This window comes from Pseudomonas sp. DR48 (genome assembly GCF_019823085.1).
Lineage (GTDB): Bacteria > Pseudomonadota > Gammaproteobacteria > Pseudomonadales > Pseudomonadaceae > Aquipseudomonas.
The window spans coordinates 1,778,149-1,794,530 of record NZ_CP081946.1 but is presented as its reverse complement, the minus strand read 5'-3'; the positions used below and the strand labels follow the sequence as shown (position 1 = coordinate 1,794,530).

Sequence of the window (16,382 nt, the reverse complement as noted above, 5' to 3'; positions counted from 1 at the left end):
TCTGATGCCTGTTCGTCACTGGCAAGCCGTCCTGCTGACCCTCGTCGTTCTATGCGGCCTCGGCGGCTGTAGCGGCAATTACAAATACAACGACAACACCTATCGCCCATTGGGTGATCCGCAGGCGGTCAATCGCGGCAAGTGACCGCAAGGAGTATCACCATGGAACTGGTTTTCGAAATGCTCAACACCAAGCAGTTCGTGCCCACGGATTTGTGCCAGAAGACCTTCAAGCAGGCCGGTGGCGTGATCGGCCGGGGCGAGGATTGCGACTGGATCATTCCCGACCGCAAGCGTCACCTGTCCAACCACCACGCGTTGATCAGCTACCGCGAAGGCACGTTTTTCCTGACCGATACCAGCAGCAACGGTATTTCGGACAGCGAAAGCGGCGCACGCCTGCGCAAGGGCGAAGCGATGCGCATCGAACACGGCAGCGTCTACGTGCTGGGTGATTTCGAGATCCGTGCGCGGCTGGTGCGCGACCCGGCGACCTTCGATGTGGAAGTCGGCCGTCCGCAAGCGGCGGGCAGCATCATTCCGGACGACGCGTTCCTCGATCTCGATCCGCTGAACGCCCTCGATCAGCAAGAGCGCGTGTATTCGGAAATCGACGAGCTGATCTCTCCAAACAACGCGCCACAGGACACCCGTCAGCGCGCCGACTATGCACGCATCGACATGGAAAGCCTGCTGGTCCCGGAGCTGATCAACGCCCCGGCCGAGCCAGCCCCCGCGCCGCCGCCGAAACCGGTCGAGCGTCAGAGCGAAGGTTTCTGGGAGCACTTCGGCGCGGCGCTGGGCGTGGACCTCAAGGGCCTCGACCACGATGCTCGCGAAGCACTGGCGCTAAACGCTGCTCGTTTGCTCAAGCAAAGCGTCGGCGGTTTGCAGCAGAGCCTGCGCACCCGCAGCGAACTGAAAAACGAACTGCGCCTGGCCCAGACCACCGTGCAAGGCACGCAAAAGAACCCGTTGAAATTCGCCGTCGATGCCGGTGAAGCGCTGGGCATCTTGTTGCAGCCGAACAAGCCGGGGCAGTTGCCGGCCGAGCAAGCGATCTCCCGGGCGTTCCGCGATTTGCAGGCGCATCAGGTGGCGTTGCTGACTGCCAGCCGCGCCGCCGTTCGCGGCACGCTGGAACACTTCTCGCCACAGCAATTGACCTTGCGTTTCGAGCGCGACAACAAGCCGTTGCTGGCCACCTCCGGCAGCCGCTGGAGAGCCTACGGTCGTTATCACCAGGCCCTGCGTCAGGACGATGACTGGAGCGAGCGCCTGCTGGCCCGCGACTTTGCTCAGGCTTACGAAGAACAGATCCGCCTGATTTCCACCCTTCACACCGACCACCAAGGATGATGCGCATGTCTCGCTGCTCGACCGCTTTTTTCAAGACGCTGACGGCGTTCGCGGCCCTGGTGCTGCTGGCCGGCTGCTCGTCGCTGTCGCCGTACTCCCACGTCACCAAGCTCAATCTGAAGCTCACCGCCAGCGATCAGTTGAACCCGGACCTCAACGGGCGTCCGTCGCCGATCGTCGTGCGTCTGTTCGAGCTCAAGCACCCGGTGACCTTCGAGAACGCCGATTTCTTCAGCCTGTACGAGCGCGCCAAGGAATCCCTGGCCCCGGACCTGGTGGCCAGCGAAGAAATCGAACTGCGCCCGGGTGAAACCGTGGAAATGAAACTCAGCGTGGAGGAGGGCAGTCGCTACGTCGGCATTCTCGCCGCCTACCGCGACCTGCCGGAAACCAAATGGCGCTACACGGTGCAAGTCACTCCGGTGGAAGTCACCGACGCTGATTTGACCCTCGACCAGGCCGGCATCCGCAACAGCAACGAAAAGCTCGCCAAGGCGGATGACTGATCATGAATTCCCATAAAGTCATTTGGCAGGAAGGCATGCTGCTGCGTCCGCAGCACTTCCAGCATAACGACCGCTATTACGAACACCAGATGAAGACCCTTACCCGGTTGCTGGGCAGCTACACCTGGGGCTTCCTCAATCTGGAAATCGATTTGCAGTTCCTCAACATGGGCAAACTGGTGATCAGCCAGGCCTCGGGGATTCTGCCGGACGGCAGCCTGTTCGAACTCGGCGGCAACACCGAGCCGCTGGCGCTGGATGTGCCGCCGAACACCGGTAACACGCCGATTTACCTGGCGCTGCCACTGGTCACCGGCAACCACATCGAAGCCCGTCGCCCGGAGCAATCCGATGTGCTGGCGCGCTACACCGCTTATGAAGTGGAAGTCGCGGACTCCAATGCCGGCGACGATTCCGCCAGCCAGGTCAGCTGCGGTCGCCCGGACTTCAAATTGTTGCTCGGCGAACAGCAAAGCGATCAGGCCTACGTGAAACTCAAGGTCTGCGAAGTGCTCGACACCACGCCCGATGGCGTGATCAGCCTCGACCCGGATTTTGTGCCGACCTACATTCAGGCGCATGCCTCCAGCTACCTGCTGTCGTGCCTGAAAGAAGTGATCAGCATGCTCGGCCACCGTGGCGACACCATTGCCGAACGGATTCGTTCCAACGGCAAGGTCGGTGGCGCCGAAGTCGGCGACTTCATGATGCTGCAACTGATCAACCGTACCGAAATGCTGCTGCGTCACTACCTCGGTCTGGAACAGGTTCACCCGGAAGAGTTGTACCGCACGCTGCTGACCATGCTGGGCGACTTGGCGACGTTCTCCAGCGACACCAAACGCCCGCGCCTGGACAGCCGTTACCAGCACAGCGACCAGGGCGCGAGTTTCCGCAAACTGATGGAAGCGATTCGTCAGGTGCTGTCGATGGTGCTCGAACAGCACGCCATCGAACTGGTCCTGCAAGCGCGCCAGTACGGGATCATCGTTTCGCCGTTGCACGACCACAAACTGCTGGGTTCGGCCTCGTTCGTGCTCGCCGCCAGTGCCAACTGCGACTCCGAAGAACTGCGCCACCGCTTGCCGGCGCACCTCAAGGTCGGCCCGGTGGAGCGCATCCGCCAACTGGTCAACCTGCACCTGCCGGGCATCAAGGTCAAACCGTTGCCGGTGGCCCCGCGGCAGATCGCGTTCCACTCCAACAAAACCTATTTCATTCTCGAACTCAGTTCCGAAGACCTGGCACAACTGGAGCGCTCCGGCGGCTTCGCGTTCCATGTGTCCGGCGAATTTGCCGAGCTTGAACTGAAATTCTGGGCCATCAGGAACTGACCGACATGATCAAGGACATGGAACATAACCAGGACGACAAAACCGTCCTGCTCGACCGCCAGGGCCACGGCCCGGCGCAGAGTCCGCTGACAGATTTCGCCGCACCGCCGCGTTTCGAACAGCTCGAAGAACGGATGATCTACGCCGCGCGCCTGCGCCCGGCCGAAGCGTTCAACATCAGCCTCAATTCGCTGGTGGCCGCCGCCTCGGACCTGTTGTCGGAAGTGGTACGGCTCAAGCACAGCGACACCCGCGAAGACATGTACGCGCTCAACGAGCGACTGACTTCCGGGCTGAAGCTGTTTGAAGTACGCGCCCTGCACAACGGCGCTGAAAGCAGCCAGGTGATGGCCGCGCGTTACGTGCTCTGCACCGTGGTCGACGAAGCTGTCGTGACCACGCCGTGGGGCAACGAAAGCGAGTGGTCGCAGATGAGCCTGCTCAGCAGCTTCCACAACGAAACCTTCGGCGGCGAGAAGTTTTTCCAGCTGCTGGATCGCCTGTCGAAAAACCCGGTCAAGCACCTGCCGATGCTGGAGCTGATGTACCTGTGCCTGTCCCTCGGTTTCGAAGGCAAGTACCGCGTGCAAGCCCGCGGCATGCTCGAACTCGAAGGCATCCGCGACGCCTTGTATCGCCAGATTCGTCAGCTGCGTGGCGACGTGCCGCGCGAGCTTTCGCCGCATTGGGAAGGCTTGAACGATCAGCGCCGCAGCCTGGTGCGTATTGTGCCGGCGTGGATGGTGGTGCTGTTCACCGTGGTCTGCCTGGTGGTGATGTATTCGGGTTTCGCCTGGGTGTTGGGCGAACAACGCGAAACCGTTCTGCAACCTTTTCAGCAGCTAGATCCGGCCGCGGTCCAGCCGCAGTCGCAGCCGTAAACAGGGACGTGTGATGAAAAAGTTTTTCAAGAAAGTCGGCGCATTCTTGCGCAAGACCTGGGTCTGGACCTTGCTGGTGGTGCTGTTTCTGGCGCTGCTGGTGTGGTTCGTCGGGCCGCTGCTGGCCGTTGATGACTACAAGTTCTGGGAAGGTTCGACCTCCCGCCTGCTGACCATCAGTGTGCTGTTCCTGATCTGGGGCCTGACTATGGTCTTCGTCAGCTGGCGCGCTGGCGTGCGTAAAAAAGCTATCGAAGACACCGAAGATGGTCGGGACCGCATCCGCCGTGAAGAACTGATCGACGAGGAGCAGAAAGAGCTTCGCGTGCGCTTCAAGGATGCGTTGAAGACCCTGAAGACTTCGAGCCTCTATCGCGGTCGCAGCGAGCGCTGGCGCAGTGACCTGCCGTGGTACTTGCTGATCGGCCCACAGGGCAGCGGCAAGACCAGTTTGCTGGACTTCTCGGGCCTTGAGTTTCCGATCAACAAGATCGACCGCAAACTGACCCGCGACACCCTCGGCACCCGGCATTGCGACTGGTATTTCGCCGATCACGGTGTGCTGATCGACACCGCTGGGCGCTACCTGACCCAGCCGGATTCCGAAGTCGATGGCAGTGCCTGGAGCACGTTGCTCGACTTGCTGCGCAAGCGTCGCCGCAACCGTCCATTGAACGGCGTGCTGGTGACCATCCCGGTGGAAATGCTGCTGGGCAACACCGAGCAGGATCTGGACACATTGGCGCGCCAGGTGCGTGCTCGCTTGCAGGACGTGCATCAGAAACTGCACGTCGATGTGCCGGTTTACCTGGTGTTGAGCAAGGCTGACAAGCTGCTCGGTTTCGACGAGTTCTTCGATCAGCTGACCCGCGAAGAAAGCGATCAGGTGCTCGGCACAAGCTTCCGCAAAGAGCAGAGCGGCACCGATGTCGCCGTTCTGCGCACCGAATTCGAAGAGCTGCTGCGTCGCTTGAACAGTCAGGTGATCATGCGCATGCACCAGGAGCGCGATACCCAGCGCCGTGGCCGCATCCTCGACTTCCCGCATCAATTGGGGCAGATCGGCGAGCGCCTGTGCCTGTTCGTCGACATGGCGTTCACCGGCAACCGCTACCAGCGTGTCAGCCAGTTGCGCGGTTTCTACCTGACCAGCGCACCGCACCTGAACCAGGAAATGGACCAGACCACCGCTGGCATCGGCGCCAGCCTGGGCATGAACGCCGGCGTGCTGCCGACCTTGCGCAGCGGCCGTTCGCGATTCATTCACCATTTGCTCAGCCGAGTGATTTTCCCCGAGGCCGATCTGGCCGGTCTGGACAAGCGCGAACGCAGCCGCATCCATTGGGGCCAACGTGCGCTGTACGTGGGCGCGCTGGCGGCATTGGCGCTGTTCGGCATGTTGTGGGCGGGCGGGTTCTCCGCCAACTACGAGCGTCTGGAAAACCTGCGCAACCTGGCCTCCAACTGGAATCAACAACGTTCGGCGCTGACTGCGCGTGATGACTCCATGGCGGTGCTCAAACCCCTCGACAGCAGCTACGCGGCGACCCAGGTTTTCCCGAACAAGGGTGACGTGTCGTATCACGAGCGCGGTGGTTTGTATCAGGGCGAAGAGGTCAATCCGGTGGTCAAGGACGCCTACGAGCGAGAGCTTGAAGCGCAACTGCTGCCGAAGGTCGCAACGCTGCTGGAAGGGCAGATCCGCGCCAACATGAATGACCGCGAACGCCTGCTCAACAGCCTGCGTGCGTACCTGATGCTGAACATGAAGGATCGCCGCGACGGTCCATGGCTCAAGGATTGGGTCGCCACCGAGTGGTCCCAGCGTTACGCCGGCAACACCGCGGTGCAGAACGGTTTGAACACGCACTTCGAACGCTTGTTGAAGCAGCCGTTTATCTACCCGCTGAACGATCAACTGGTGGCCCAAGCACGTCAGGTGCTGCGCAGCGAGTCGCTGGCCAATGTGGTTTACCGGATGCTGCGCGAGCAGGCCCGTAATCTGCCGGAATACCGTTTGAGCCAACACATCGGCCCACAGGCCTCGCTGTTTGTCGGCACCGATTATGTGATCCCGGGCTTCTACACCCAACAGGGTTACCAGCAGTATTTCTCGATCCAGGGCAGTGCGCTGGTCAGTGACATCCTGCGCGACAACTGGGTACTGGGCGAAGGCTCGGGCATCAGCGGCATGGACTTGCGTCGCTTGATGGTCGAACTCGAGCAACTGTACTTCCGCGACTACGCCAACTTCTGGAGTGAAGCGGTCGGCCAGGTGGCCTTGCCACCGATCAACGACGCGGGCGAGGGCGCCGAGCAATTGGCGGGCCTGACCTCAGCCAATTCCCCGGTGCTGCAACTGCTGGTGGAAGTGCGCGAGAACACCCGTTTCCCGGCAGAGGCCGAACCGGTTGATCAAGCGGCTGATGCCGCTGAAGCGCTGGCAGGGCAGAAAGGCAAGTTGGGCAAGCTGGGCAAACTGGCGTCTGCCGCTGCGGGCCAAGCCTCGGAAATGGCGGCGATCAAAAACCTGCCAGACACCGCGAAGAAATCCCTGCAACGTCGCTTCGAACCGCTGCACCGTTTGCTGGATGACAACAACGGCCCGGCCGCTGATTTGACCCCGGCACTCGCAGCGCTCAACGACCTGCAACTGCAACTGGCGAGCCTGGCGCGTGCCAGCTCGCCGGATCAGGCCGCGTTCGAAATGGCCAAGACCCGCATGAGCGGCCAGCGTGATGCGCTGAGCAACTTGCGCAATGCGTCGAACCGTCTGCCGCGTCCGGTCAGCGTCTGGTTCAACGTGCTGGCTGAAGACACCTGGCGTCTGGTGCTCAACGATTCCTACCAGTACCTGAACCAGCGTTACCAGAGCGAGCTGTACAGTTTCTACGGCAAGGCGATCAACAAGCGTTATCCGTTCAGCGCCCACAGCACCAGCGATGTTGCGATCAGCGACTTCCGCGAGTTCTTCAAGGCGCAGGGCATCAACGATCGCTTCTTCGAGACCTACATGCGTCCGTTCGTCAGTGGCGATCCGGGCAACTACCGCCTGCGCAGCATTGACGGTCACAGCATGCCGATCTCCAAGGTCTACCTCGACCAGATGGCCGCGGCCCAAGTGATTCGCCAGAGCTTCTTCTCGGCCAACCCGGCCGAGCCGCAAGTGCAGTTCAAACTGGAGCCGTACACCCTCGACCCCGCTGTCAGCCGCTCCGAGTTCAAGTTTGGCGACAAGACCATCGAATACCGCCACGGCCCGATCGTGCCGGTATCGTTCAAATGGCCGACCGACGCTGAAGACGGTCGCACCAGCCTGGTCCTCGACAAAATGGCCGGCCGCCCGATCGGCATCGAGAAGAACTCCGGCCCTTGGTCGCTGTTCCGCTTGTTCGATCTGATGCAGACCGAGTATCTGAACGGTCGCGACGTGATGGTGCTCAAGGCGGACGTGGGCGGCCTGCGCGCCAACTACCTGCTCAGCAGCCAACGCACGCCGAACCCGTTCGACATGGGCGTGCTGCGTACCTTCCGTATGCCGGTGCAGCTCTGATGCTGGTTGCCAGTCCTTGGCGCAGCGCTGCGCGTACCGATGCCGGCAAGGTTCGGGCGCGCAACGAAGATGCTTTTCTCGACTGTCCACAGCAGGGGCTGTGGGTGGTCGCGGACGGCATGGGCGGTCATCAGGGGGGCGACATCGCCAGCCAGTTGATCGTCGCCAGCCTGGCGGAATTGCCGGTGCAGGACGGCTTCGACGAACGACTCAAAGGCATTCGCCAGTGCCTGCACTGGCTCAACCGCCGTTTGGGTCAGGAGTTGACCGTCACCGCCGGGCGCCACGACAGCATCATGGGCAGCACCGTGGTGGCGCTGTTGGTGGAAGGCAATCGCGCGGCCTGTATCTGGGCCGGCGACAGCCGTTGCTACCTGTGGCGCGGCCAGCGTTTGTATCAGCTGTCCAAGGACCATTCGCTGCAACAGCAACTCATGGACGAGCAACAGATGAGCCTCGAAGACGCCCGTGCGCATCCTTCCGCCCATGCGCTGACCCGTGCGGTCGGCGCGGCTGATGTGTTGACGCTGGACGTGCTCGAACTCGAGGTTTATCCCGGCGATACGTTCCTGTTGTGCAGCGACGGTTTGTACCAAGGGCTCAGCAGCGATGCCCTGGGCAACGCCCTGAGCCTGACCGCGCCACACGTTGCGCTGGAGCGTCTGTTTGACGGCGCTCTACGCGGCTCGGCGCGGGACAACCTGACTGCCGTGGTGATCCGCCAATGACTGAACTCATGCCGCCGCTCGACGACCTGCTGGTGAGCGAAGAGCAAGACAGTAACCTGACTTACTTTGCGTTCGCCAAGTCTCTGAACGACAAGCCGCACAAGGCCGAACCCGCGCTGGCGCCAACCAAGGCCAGCATCGGCGAAATGCCCGACGTGCTTGCGGGCCGTTACCGCATCGAGCGTCTGCTCGGTGCTGGTGGCATGGGTGCGGTTTACCGCGCACGGGACTTGCTGAGCGAACAGTTCGGCGATCCCGACCCTTACATCGCGCTGAAAATCCTCAGCGAAGAATTTGCCGAATCGCCGGATGCCAGCGCCTTGCTCTACAGCGAGTTCGCCCTGATCCGGCGCCTGCGCCACGACAACGTGCTGCGCTTGCACAGCTTTGAAGTGGACACCGATTGCCAGCGCGCCTTCATCACCATGGAACTCATGCGTGGGCTGACCCTGGACAAACTCCTCTGCGAGCGGCCCTTGGGCCTGCCGTGGAAAGAACTGCGCGACATCGCGCTGCCGCTGCTCGACGCGCTGGCCTACGCCCACGCTCGCGGTGTGCTGCACGGTGACATGAAGCCGAGCAACGTGATGCTCAGCGAAGAAGGCGTGCGCCTGTTCGACTTTGGCCTGGGCCAGGCCGAAGAGGGCATCCTGCCCGGCCTGCCACACCTGAGCCGCGACCGTTTCAACGCCTGGACCCCGGGCTACGCCGCCCCGGAACTGCTCGAAGGCCAACCGCTGTCGGCCAGCGCTGACGTGTATGGCGTGGCCTGCGTGCTTTACGAACTGGCGGGTGGCAAACACCCATTCCGCCGCATGTCGTCGGTCGAGGCCCGCGACGGTCAACTCGACCGCGAGCTGCACGCACCGCGCAATCTTCCGAAACACTGCTGGCCAGCCCTGCGAACGGCGCTGGCTTTCGATGCGGCCAAGCGCACCATCACCGCCGCTCAATTGCGTGACGCCATGGGCGCCACTTCGTCTTTGCTGCAACGCCTTCGACTGCGGGCGTAACGGATGACTACCGAACAGGGAGCAAGCAATGTTCAACTCAGCTAACGAAACGCATTTCAGCCTCACAGTCGAAGACTATGCCGGCGACCTGCAAGTGCTGTCGTTCACCGGCACCGAAGGCATCAGCCAGCCGTATCGCTTCGACCTGGAACTGGTCAGCGAAAACCCCGACCTGGACCTGGAAAAGCTCCTGCACAAGCAAGCGTTTCTGGCGTTCGATCCGAAAGGTTCCGGCATCCACGGCCAGATCTACCGCGTCGCTCAAGGCGACGCCGGCAAACGCCTGACCCGCTACAAAATCTCCCTGGTGCCGCAGCTGCAATACCTGCATCACCGCACCAACCAGCGCATCTATCAGCAGATGTCCGCGCCGAAAATCATCGCGCTGATCCTCGATGAGCACGGCATCAAGGGCAACGCCTACAAATTCCAGTTGAGCCAGCCCTGCCCGGACCGTGACTACTGCGTGCAATACGACGAAACCGACCTGCACTTCGTCCAGCGTCTGTGCGAAGAGGAAGGCATTCACTACCACTTCCAGCACAGTTCCAAAGGTCATCTTTTGGTATTCGGCGATGACCAGACAGTGTTTCCAAAACTCGGGCAGCCCACCGCCTACGTCCAAGGCAGTGGCATGGTCGCCGACGAGCCAGTGATCAAAGGCTTCAAACTGCGCCTGGAAACCCGCACCGGCCGCGTCACCCGCCGCGACTACGACTTCGAAAAACCACGCCTGCAACTCGAAGCCGCGTACAAACCCGACGGCGAAAGCACCGAACCCGACCTTGAAGATTACGACTACCCCGGCCGCTTCCTCGACCGCGCGCGCGGCAAATTCCTCAGCCAACGCGCCCTCGAACGCCACCGCGCCGACTACCAGCAAGCCGAAGGCCGTGGCGACCAGACCACCCTCGTCAGCGGCCACTTCCTGGAAATGTCCGACCACCCGCGCACCGAGTGGAACGACCTCTGGCTGCTCACCGAAATCGTCCACGAAGGCAAACAACCGCAAGTCCTCGAAGAGTCCGTGACCAGCGACACCACCGACAACAAAGACGACTTCCACCAGGGCTACCGCAACCGCTTCCTCGCCACCCCGTGGAACGTGTTCTACCGCCCTGCGCTGCAACACCCCAAACCCCGCGTCCTCGGCAGCCAGACCGCCATGGTCACCGGGCCCAAAGGTGAAGAAATCCACTGCGACCAGTACGGCCGCATCAAAGTGCAATTCCACTGGGACCGCGAAGGCCTGGCCGACGACAAAACCAGCTGCTGGATGCGCGTCTCATCGAGCTGGGCCGGCGACCGCTACGGCGCCATCTCCATCCCGCGCATCGGCATGGAAGTCCTCGTCACCTTCCTCGAAGGCGACCCCGATCAGCCACTGGTGACCGGTTGCCTGTACCACAAGGAAAACCAGGTTCCCTACGAACTGCCAGCGAACAAGACTCGCACCGTCTTCAAAACCCTCAGCTCACCGGGGGGCGGCGGGTTCAATGAATTGCGAATTGAAGACAAGAAAGGCGCCGAGCAGATCTTCATCCATGCCCAGCGGGATTGGGATGAAAACATTGAGCATGATCAGAAGATCCGAGTAGGTAACGAACGCCACGACACAGTGGTGAAGAACACCTACACCGAGCTGAAAGCCGAAGAACACCGCACCACCATCGCCGACCGCAAGGTTGAAACGCGGTTAGATGATCACCTGACGATTGGGCAGAACCAGCATGTGAAGCTGGGGACTGCGCAGCTGACCAGCGTGGGGAAAGAGATTCATCTGAAGGCTGGGGCGAAGATTGTTATCGAGGCTGGCAGCGAACTCACCATTTTGGGTGGCGGGAGCTTTATCAAACTGGATGCCGGTGGGGTGACGGTTGTTGGGCCGGTGGTGAAGATCAATGCGGGTGGATCGGCGGGCTCGGGGACTGGGATAGGCATCAAGCCGCCAGTGTTGCCGGGGGCGGCGGATAAGGATAAGGCGGGGAGTTTGATGGATCAGGCGTTGGGGAATGTGGTGCCTGAGAAGGTTAAGCCGAAGGCTTTTTTTGTGTTTTCTGAGTAAGAAAAAATTAAATCAAGGGTTTAGAAATGAAAGCTCAGCAACGTTTCAGTTTTTTTATTTTGGCCATAGTGCTTGGTTTGTTCTCCGTCAGTGTTCAGGCGGCTAACAGTGGTGCAACTTTATGCCCCTCAAGGGAATTCACTCAATTTTTAGCTGCATTTGCTGAGAGCTCTTCAGTTCAGGAAGAGTTTACTAATTTACCGCTTAAGAAAATTATCACTGTAGATGCGGAGCCCGAACCTAAACAAGAAGCCATTCTCATTGAAAAGACAAGAGTGGTATTTCCTGTAATGCCTGACAAGAAACGCCAGGAGGAGAGTGGTCTTGAATTGAAGGTTCTAGATAGTACGAGTGAAGTGGCCACAGTAAAATTAGAAAAGCCTGATACAGACTACCAGATCATTTACGTATTTAAGCTCAGCTCGTGTTGGTTTTTGGACGAAGTCAAAGATTACTCACTTTGATTGCCATTTGAAAAGGAAGTTTTATGTCTTTCGCTGAAGTGATGCTTCGTGTTTTACCACCCGTAAATGGTCAACAGCCACATATCACGGGTCATTATGGTGAACAACGCCCAAGTGGCCCCCATGGTGGTACCGATTTTAATTATATCGGCGGGCAGGCCGGTATAAATTTGCAGTATCCGAAGGTATATGCACCAATAGCTGGTGTAGTCACATTTACAGGCGGAACATACGGCACGATAAAAATCAAGGATGCAGAGGGTAATAGCCACGAGATCCTGCATACAAGCAGCCACATAGTAAGCGTGGGCGCAACTGTTGCTGCGGGGGATGAAATTGGCGCTATGGGTGGGCAAGGACCAAATGGTGCTGCACAGTACCCTCGTCACGTTCATTATCAAATGAAAAGTCCCACCAACGCGTTGATTAGTCCTGAAATATGGTGGAATGAACAGTCGGTCCCACCGACCACCCCCACAACTGCTCCTGGACCAGTTACATTCAGCCTTTTGAATTTTCAGTTTCCAATACGAAAAACAGGCGGCGCTCAGTATAAAGATGTAGACGAAATTTTTACTGCCATCCAAGCTGAAAATTCTGGGCACTATCTACTGGGGAGTCACAAATTTTGGCACGGTGGAATACATATAAGTAATTTAAGTGCTCCCCAATGCATTAGTGATGAACCGGTTCGATGCATGGCTGATGGTGTCGTCGTGGCCTATCGTTTGAATAAAGACTATCTGGAATCGACATTCGAGGGTAGTGGCGGTGCAGAAGTGCTTAAGTATTCAAGCTCTTTTTGCTTGGTGCGACATGACTACAAATCCCCGCCCAATACTCAGGTGACTCCAAATACGAGTAATACACTGACTTTTTATAGTTTATATATGCATTTGCTGCCATTTAATCGCTACCCCCTCGAACCCGGTGGCGGAACGAAAGCTCGGTCAAAGCCTGGCTATTGGCAGGGCAAAGTACGGGCAAAAGTGACTGGTAGTGGATTAACGCTTCGAAATGCTCCAGCGAGTTTGACTCATGGAGCTAATGCAGGAACAAAAAAAGGTAGTTCTATGGTCCTGTGCACCAATAGTATTATCGAGTTCGATAGCGCGAAGGTGATCAACTTAAAGTTAAACGGAAAATTGCTCCGAATGGCGGAGTGTATATTTATTCCGAGTTCTTCAAATCCGCCAACGGGGCTCAAGAACCTAAATACGCCAGTACCATCTTCATTTTGGGCTTGCGTAGAGGATGTGAGCCCTAACCGAGTAGTTGAATGGCAAGAGTTAATACCTGCAAATTTTGATATCGTCGTCCCAATGAACATGAAGATTAAAGCGGGCGACACAGTGGGGTATTTGGGTCTAAACGAAGTCCTGGCTAGCCCCAATGGAGGAGTGGTCCGTAAGCATCAAGTGCATCTAGAGATTTTTACAGCAGATCAAAAAATCAACGAATTCCTGATAAACCATGCTGGCGTAACGAAAGGTAAGCGATATCTCTATTTAGCGAGCGGAACGCTATTGACGAAAAAAGCTCCAGAGACAGGAGAAGTGGCACTGTCGGCAGACCACAGTGTTGAATTAAGCAAAGCTCCAATATTCAAAAACCCTACTGAATGGTATGAGGTCTCTGTAAAGGAAAACAATCAGACAATCACCGGGTTGGTAAAAAAAACGGAATCTAAAATTATCAGTCAGCATGATTGGGAAAAATTGGGTTTTCGTATAGTTAAAGAAGTAAATCCTAACGCCGATGGTTTTTTAGATCCGGATGATATGCCGCCTTTCTTTAAAAAACTATATGATGATTTGGACGCGTTGGGCAACCATGATCAAACAGTAACACCTGAAGATTTTCCAGAGGCTTTGAAGGACGTAGAATTCAGAGAACACTGGTCAAAACTAATTGCGTTTCATCCTACAGAATGGAAGGAAAAATCAAATTCGACTAAATGGAGTCGACTAAGTCAAATTCTTGAGAGCTCTCCGGATGTTCTTAAGCATGAAAAAGATCGAATTGATAAGCTTGTTTTTTGGGAGGATCCTGTAATTCAAGATGCAGGGCTGGGAGACGGCAATATTTGGCACTTTCATCCAGTTGCTATGGTCGGTAATTTTTTGGCCAAGGAGTCGTCGAAAGCGGGACAAATAACTTACGACGCAGAGGGAAATGATATTCCGGGGTCACCTTATTTTAGTCGTCATATCCATTGGCCAGGAAATGACTTATCAGGTGTTACTTTAGGTCGCGGTTACGATATGGGCTCAAGAACCGAAACAGAAATATACAATCATATGATTGCCGCTGGAGTTGACTCGGCTCAGGCAACGAAGATATCCAAAGCGCATGGATTAAAGGGGTCTAGTGCCAGTAACTTTGTAACGCATAATCGTGCCGATATTGGAAATATTACGCTTGACCAGCAAGAGGCGTTATTTGACTTAATTTATCCGGACTATGTTGCTAAAGCGATTGTCAATTACAATCACTGGACAGCTTCTCTTTCTGAACGTCTGGAATGGGATGCCTTGAGTTCTATCGTTAAAGATATTTTGGTGGATTTTGTGTACCAAGGGTTCACAAAAGGCGCAAATCCCATGAAGGCTGGAATGAAGGACGATGTCGATCAGTTGATAAGCTATATCGAAAATACTCCCGCTATAAGCCAATATGAGCAGGGTAGAAAACGGGCTGCATACTTGAGAAAAAATCGCTAGGAGATAAGCATGAAAAAATTTCTATTGCTGGTTGCTCTGTTACTCCCTCTGTCAGTAGTTGCAGCACAAACTGATTGCGGAGACATTTCTACAAGTCGACAGGTGGATGCTTGCGCAAAGCTGGCAAAAGAGTCAGCAGATGCTAACCTTAATGCTAGTTATAAGAAGCTAATAAGTAGAGTGAAATCTCAGTACCAAGCCGATCCAGCTCTTGGCGAAAATTTCATGGCTAAGCTTAAAGACTCTCAGCGTGCTTGGTTGAAGTTGCGTGATGCGAACTGTGCTCTCGAAGCATTTGAGATTGACGTAGGGCAACCCGCCTATTTGACTACAGTGAATAATTGCATCGCGCGAATGAGCTTGGAGCGTTCAGGTTATTTAGATAAGACACTACCAGATCTTTAAAGAAAATGGGGCGGATTTATTTAAGGTGGATTAGGTTTTGGTAAATGAGTCTGTCCCCATTTTCTGCTCGAGTTGAAGAACGATCGCATTGAGCGCAAAGGGATAGATTTATTTATGAGACGGGTGCACTGCCGGTAAATAAATTTATCCCGTTTTACTCGTTGCGGTCCATTTTTCGTGCCGTCAGGGCCGTATTCATAAATAGGGAGGTATGTTGAAAAGACTTTTGTTGGCGACGTTGTTGCTGGTTGCTTTGCCTGCGGCCGCAGAACCGGTGTTCCCGTCACTCAAGTCCTGTAGTCAGGCCGGTAGCGATTGCGCATTGGTGTTGGACGCTAACAACTATCTGGTGGATGCCAATTCCGGTGACAAGCTATCAGACACAGCAGAGTCGGTCGGGGCCATGAATTCCTTCGAACTGTATCGCGATGGTGATCGGTACATTTTGGAGAACGAAAATTTCTCCCAAGCGAAGTCTCGTCGATGGCTGATTTTTGACTATGACAATGGAAGAGTGGCGCTCGAGGGTGCCTATGTTTTCTCGATGGATATCAACCCGAGTACGGGGCCGTACTGGCACGGTTACGACTGCCGTGCCGACACCAAGCTGTTCGCCCGCCCTTCAGATGATTCGTTCAGTGATGCCGCTTTGCGTGCATTATGCGGTGATGCGGAAGGTATGGTTGTCCCGGGGCAGAGCTCCAGCGTGACCGCGCCAGCCAAAGGACTGACCGTCAGTGTCCCCGTTTACAAAGCTCGCATCCGCGCTGGTTCCGCGACTTATCTGTTTGCTGGAAGCGAGGAACCGGATATCTCGACGTTGGCTTGTCTATCGAATTGTGTCTCCGGCACACAATGGCAGGAGCGCGTTGCAGTACAGCCTGCACTATTGACTGACGAGCAGAATGAAACGCTCTGTTCTGCAGACGAAGACATTTATTTCAGCTGCCTGTTGACGGGAGGAAAGACGGTTTCCGTTTGTGCGTGGGGAAATAACAAACCTGCGGCCGGTGCTGTTCAGTACCGTTACGGTATGCCGGGAAAAATAGAAATGCTCTACCCGCAGAACAGCGCGCCTCCCAAGGACAAGTTCTTCGTGGTCAATGCGTCGGAAGGCAGCGTTAACCTGAACATTATCAAGTTCAAAAAGGGGGCTTATAACTACCTCGTTAACCAGGCCTTTGTGAGTTCTTTGACGGTGCTCAAGGGCGACAAGGTTGTATTCCGGCAGTCCTGTGGCGCGGGTGGTCATGCCTTCGTTAGTCGGGCTGCGATGCAGGGTATGGAGTCGCTTCCTAAAAGTGCGGAAGATTTTCGCTAGTTTTGATGGCATGCAAAAGTAGTTGCAGAA

Annotated in this window: 13 protein-coding genes; all 13 read left to right on the top strand. The window is 56.7% G+C overall.

Going from position 1 to position 16,382, the window contains the following annotated elements:
* Nucleotides 1–4: 4 nt before the first annotated feature.
* The 13 genes from K5K95_RS08265 to K5K95_RS08205 all read left to right on the top strand — a co-directional run bounded on the left by K5K95_RS08265 (nt 5) and on the right by K5K95_RS08205 (nt 16,352).
* Nucleotides 5–145, top strand: a complete 141-nt coding sequence (locus tag K5K95_RS08265; protein ID WP_007894589.1) for a hypothetical protein — start codon at nt 5–7, stop codon at nt 143–145.
* Between the two features lie 17 nt (nt 146–162).
* The gene (gene tagH / locus K5K95_RS08260) at nt 163–1,359 is read left to right on the top strand and encodes a type VI secretion system-associated FHA domain protein TagH (protein ID WP_090177936.1); all 1,197 of its coding nucleotides are present in this window, start codon (nt 163–165) and stop codon (nt 1,357–1,359) included.
* Nucleotides 1,360–1,364: 5 nt separating this feature from the next.
* On the top strand, nt 1,365–1,865 hold the full coding sequence (tssJ, locus tag K5K95_RS08255) for a type VI secretion system lipoprotein TssJ (RefSeq protein ID WP_090177940.1): 501 nt from the start codon (nt 1,365–1,367) through the stop codon (nt 1,863–1,865).
* 2 nt (nt 1,866–1,867) lie between these two features.
* A complete protein-coding gene (gene tssK, locus K5K95_RS08250; RefSeq protein ID WP_222589044.1) occupies nt 1,868–3,199 on the top strand; it encodes a type VI secretion system baseplate subunit TssK in 1,332 nt (443 codons plus the stop codon).
* Between the two features lie 5 nt (nt 3,200–3,204).
* The gene (gene icmH, locus K5K95_RS08245; protein ID WP_208670851.1) at nt 3,205–4,080 is read left to right on the top strand and encodes a type IVB secretion system protein IcmH/DotU; all 876 of its coding nucleotides are present in this window, start codon (nt 3,205–3,207) and stop codon (nt 4,078–4,080) included.
* A 13-nt stretch (nt 4,081–4,093) separates the two neighbouring features.
* Nucleotides 4,094–7,633 (top strand): type VI secretion system membrane subunit TssM, encoded by a 3,540-nt coding sequence (gene tssM / locus K5K95_RS08240; protein WP_222589043.1) that lies wholly within the window; start codon nt 4,094–4,096, stop codon nt 7,631–7,633.
* Nucleotides 7,633–8,361, top strand: coding sequence for a PP2C family protein-serine/threonine phosphatase (locus K5K95_RS08235; RefSeq protein ID WP_222589042.1), 729 nt, complete (start codon nt 7,633–7,635; stop codon nt 8,359–8,361). Before tssM ends, K5K95_RS08235 begins: the two co-directional genes overlap by 1 nt.
* Nucleotides 8,358–9,374 carry a serine/threonine-protein kinase gene (locus K5K95_RS08230; protein ID WP_222589041.1) on the top strand — a complete coding sequence of 339 codons (1,017 nt, stop codon included), beginning with the start codon at nt 8,358–8,360 and terminating at the stop codon, nt 9,372–9,374. The genes K5K95_RS08235 and K5K95_RS08230 overlap by 4 nt, the downstream gene beginning before the upstream one ends.
* 28 nt (nt 9,375–9,402) lie before the next feature.
* A complete protein-coding gene (locus K5K95_RS08225; protein ID WP_222589040.1) occupies nt 9,403–11,439 on the top strand; it encodes a type VI secretion system tip protein VgrG in 2,037 nt (678 codons plus the stop codon).
* A gap of 26 nt (nt 11,440–11,465) precedes the next feature.
* Nucleotides 11,466–11,903, top strand: a complete 438-nt coding sequence (locus tag K5K95_RS08220) for a hypothetical protein (protein WP_222589039.1) — start codon at nt 11,466–11,468, stop codon at nt 11,901–11,903.
* A gap of 23 nt (nt 11,904–11,926) precedes the next feature.
* Nucleotides 11,927–14,626 carry a peptidoglycan DD-metalloendopeptidase family protein gene (locus K5K95_RS08215; RefSeq protein ID WP_222589038.1) on the top strand — a complete coding sequence of 900 codons (2,700 nt, stop codon included), beginning with the start codon at nt 11,927–11,929 and terminating at the stop codon, nt 14,624–14,626.
* A gap of 9 nt (nt 14,627–14,635) precedes the next feature.
* Nucleotides 14,636–15,031 carry a lysozyme inhibitor LprI family protein gene (locus K5K95_RS08210; protein WP_222589037.1) on the top strand — a complete coding sequence of 132 codons (396 nt, stop codon included), beginning with the start codon at nt 14,636–14,638 and terminating at the stop codon, nt 15,029–15,031.
* Nucleotides 15,032–15,242: 211 nt separating this feature from the next.
* Nucleotides 15,243–16,352, top strand: coding sequence for a hypothetical protein (locus K5K95_RS08205; RefSeq protein WP_261398139.1), 1,110 nt, complete (start codon nt 15,243–15,245; stop codon nt 16,350–16,352).
* Nucleotides 16,353–16,382 lie beyond the last annotated feature (30 nt).

Coding starts and splice junctions, on each gene's coding strand:
- K5K95_RS08220 (WP_222589039.1), top strand. CDS start 11,466: ATGAAAGCTCAGCAACGTTTCAGTTTTTTTATTTTGGCCATAGTGCTT.
- tagH (WP_090177936.1), top strand. CDS start 163: ATGGAACTGGTTTTCGAAATGCTCAACACCAAGCAGTTCGTGCCCACG.
- K5K95_RS08205 (WP_261398139.1), top strand. CDS start 15,243: ATGTTGAAAAGACTTTTGTTGGCGACGTTGTTGCTGGTTGCTTTGCCT.
- tssJ (WP_090177940.1), top strand. CDS start 1,365: ATGTCTCGCTGCTCGACCGCTTTTTTCAAGACGCTGACGGCGTTCGCG.
- K5K95_RS08230 (WP_222589041.1), top strand. CDS start 8,358: ATGACTGAACTCATGCCGCCGCTCGACGACCTGCTGGTGAGCGAAGAG.
- icmH (WP_208670851.1), top strand. CDS start 3,205: ATGATCAAGGACATGGAACATAACCAGGACGACAAAACCGTCCTGCTC.
- K5K95_RS08265 (WP_007894589.1), top strand. CDS start 5: ATGCCTGTTCGTCACTGGCAAGCCGTCCTGCTGACCCTCGTCGTTCTA.
- K5K95_RS08235 (WP_222589042.1), top strand. CDS start 7,633: ATGCTGGTTGCCAGTCCTTGGCGCAGCGCTGCGCGTACCGATGCCGGC.
- K5K95_RS08215 (WP_222589038.1), top strand. CDS start 11,927: ATGTCTTTCGCTGAAGTGATGCTTCGTGTTTTACCACCCGTAAATGGT.
- tssK (WP_222589044.1), top strand. CDS start 1,868: ATGAATTCCCATAAAGTCATTTGGCAGGAAGGCATGCTGCTGCGTCCG.
- K5K95_RS08210 (WP_222589037.1), top strand. CDS start 14,636: ATGAAAAAATTTCTATTGCTGGTTGCTCTGTTACTCCCTCTGTCAGTA.
- tssM (WP_222589043.1), top strand. CDS start 4,094: ATGAAAAAGTTTTTCAAGAAAGTCGGCGCATTCTTGCGCAAGACCTGG.
- K5K95_RS08225 (WP_222589040.1), top strand. CDS start 9,403: ATGTTCAACTCAGCTAACGAAACGCATTTCAGCCTCACAGTCGAAGAC.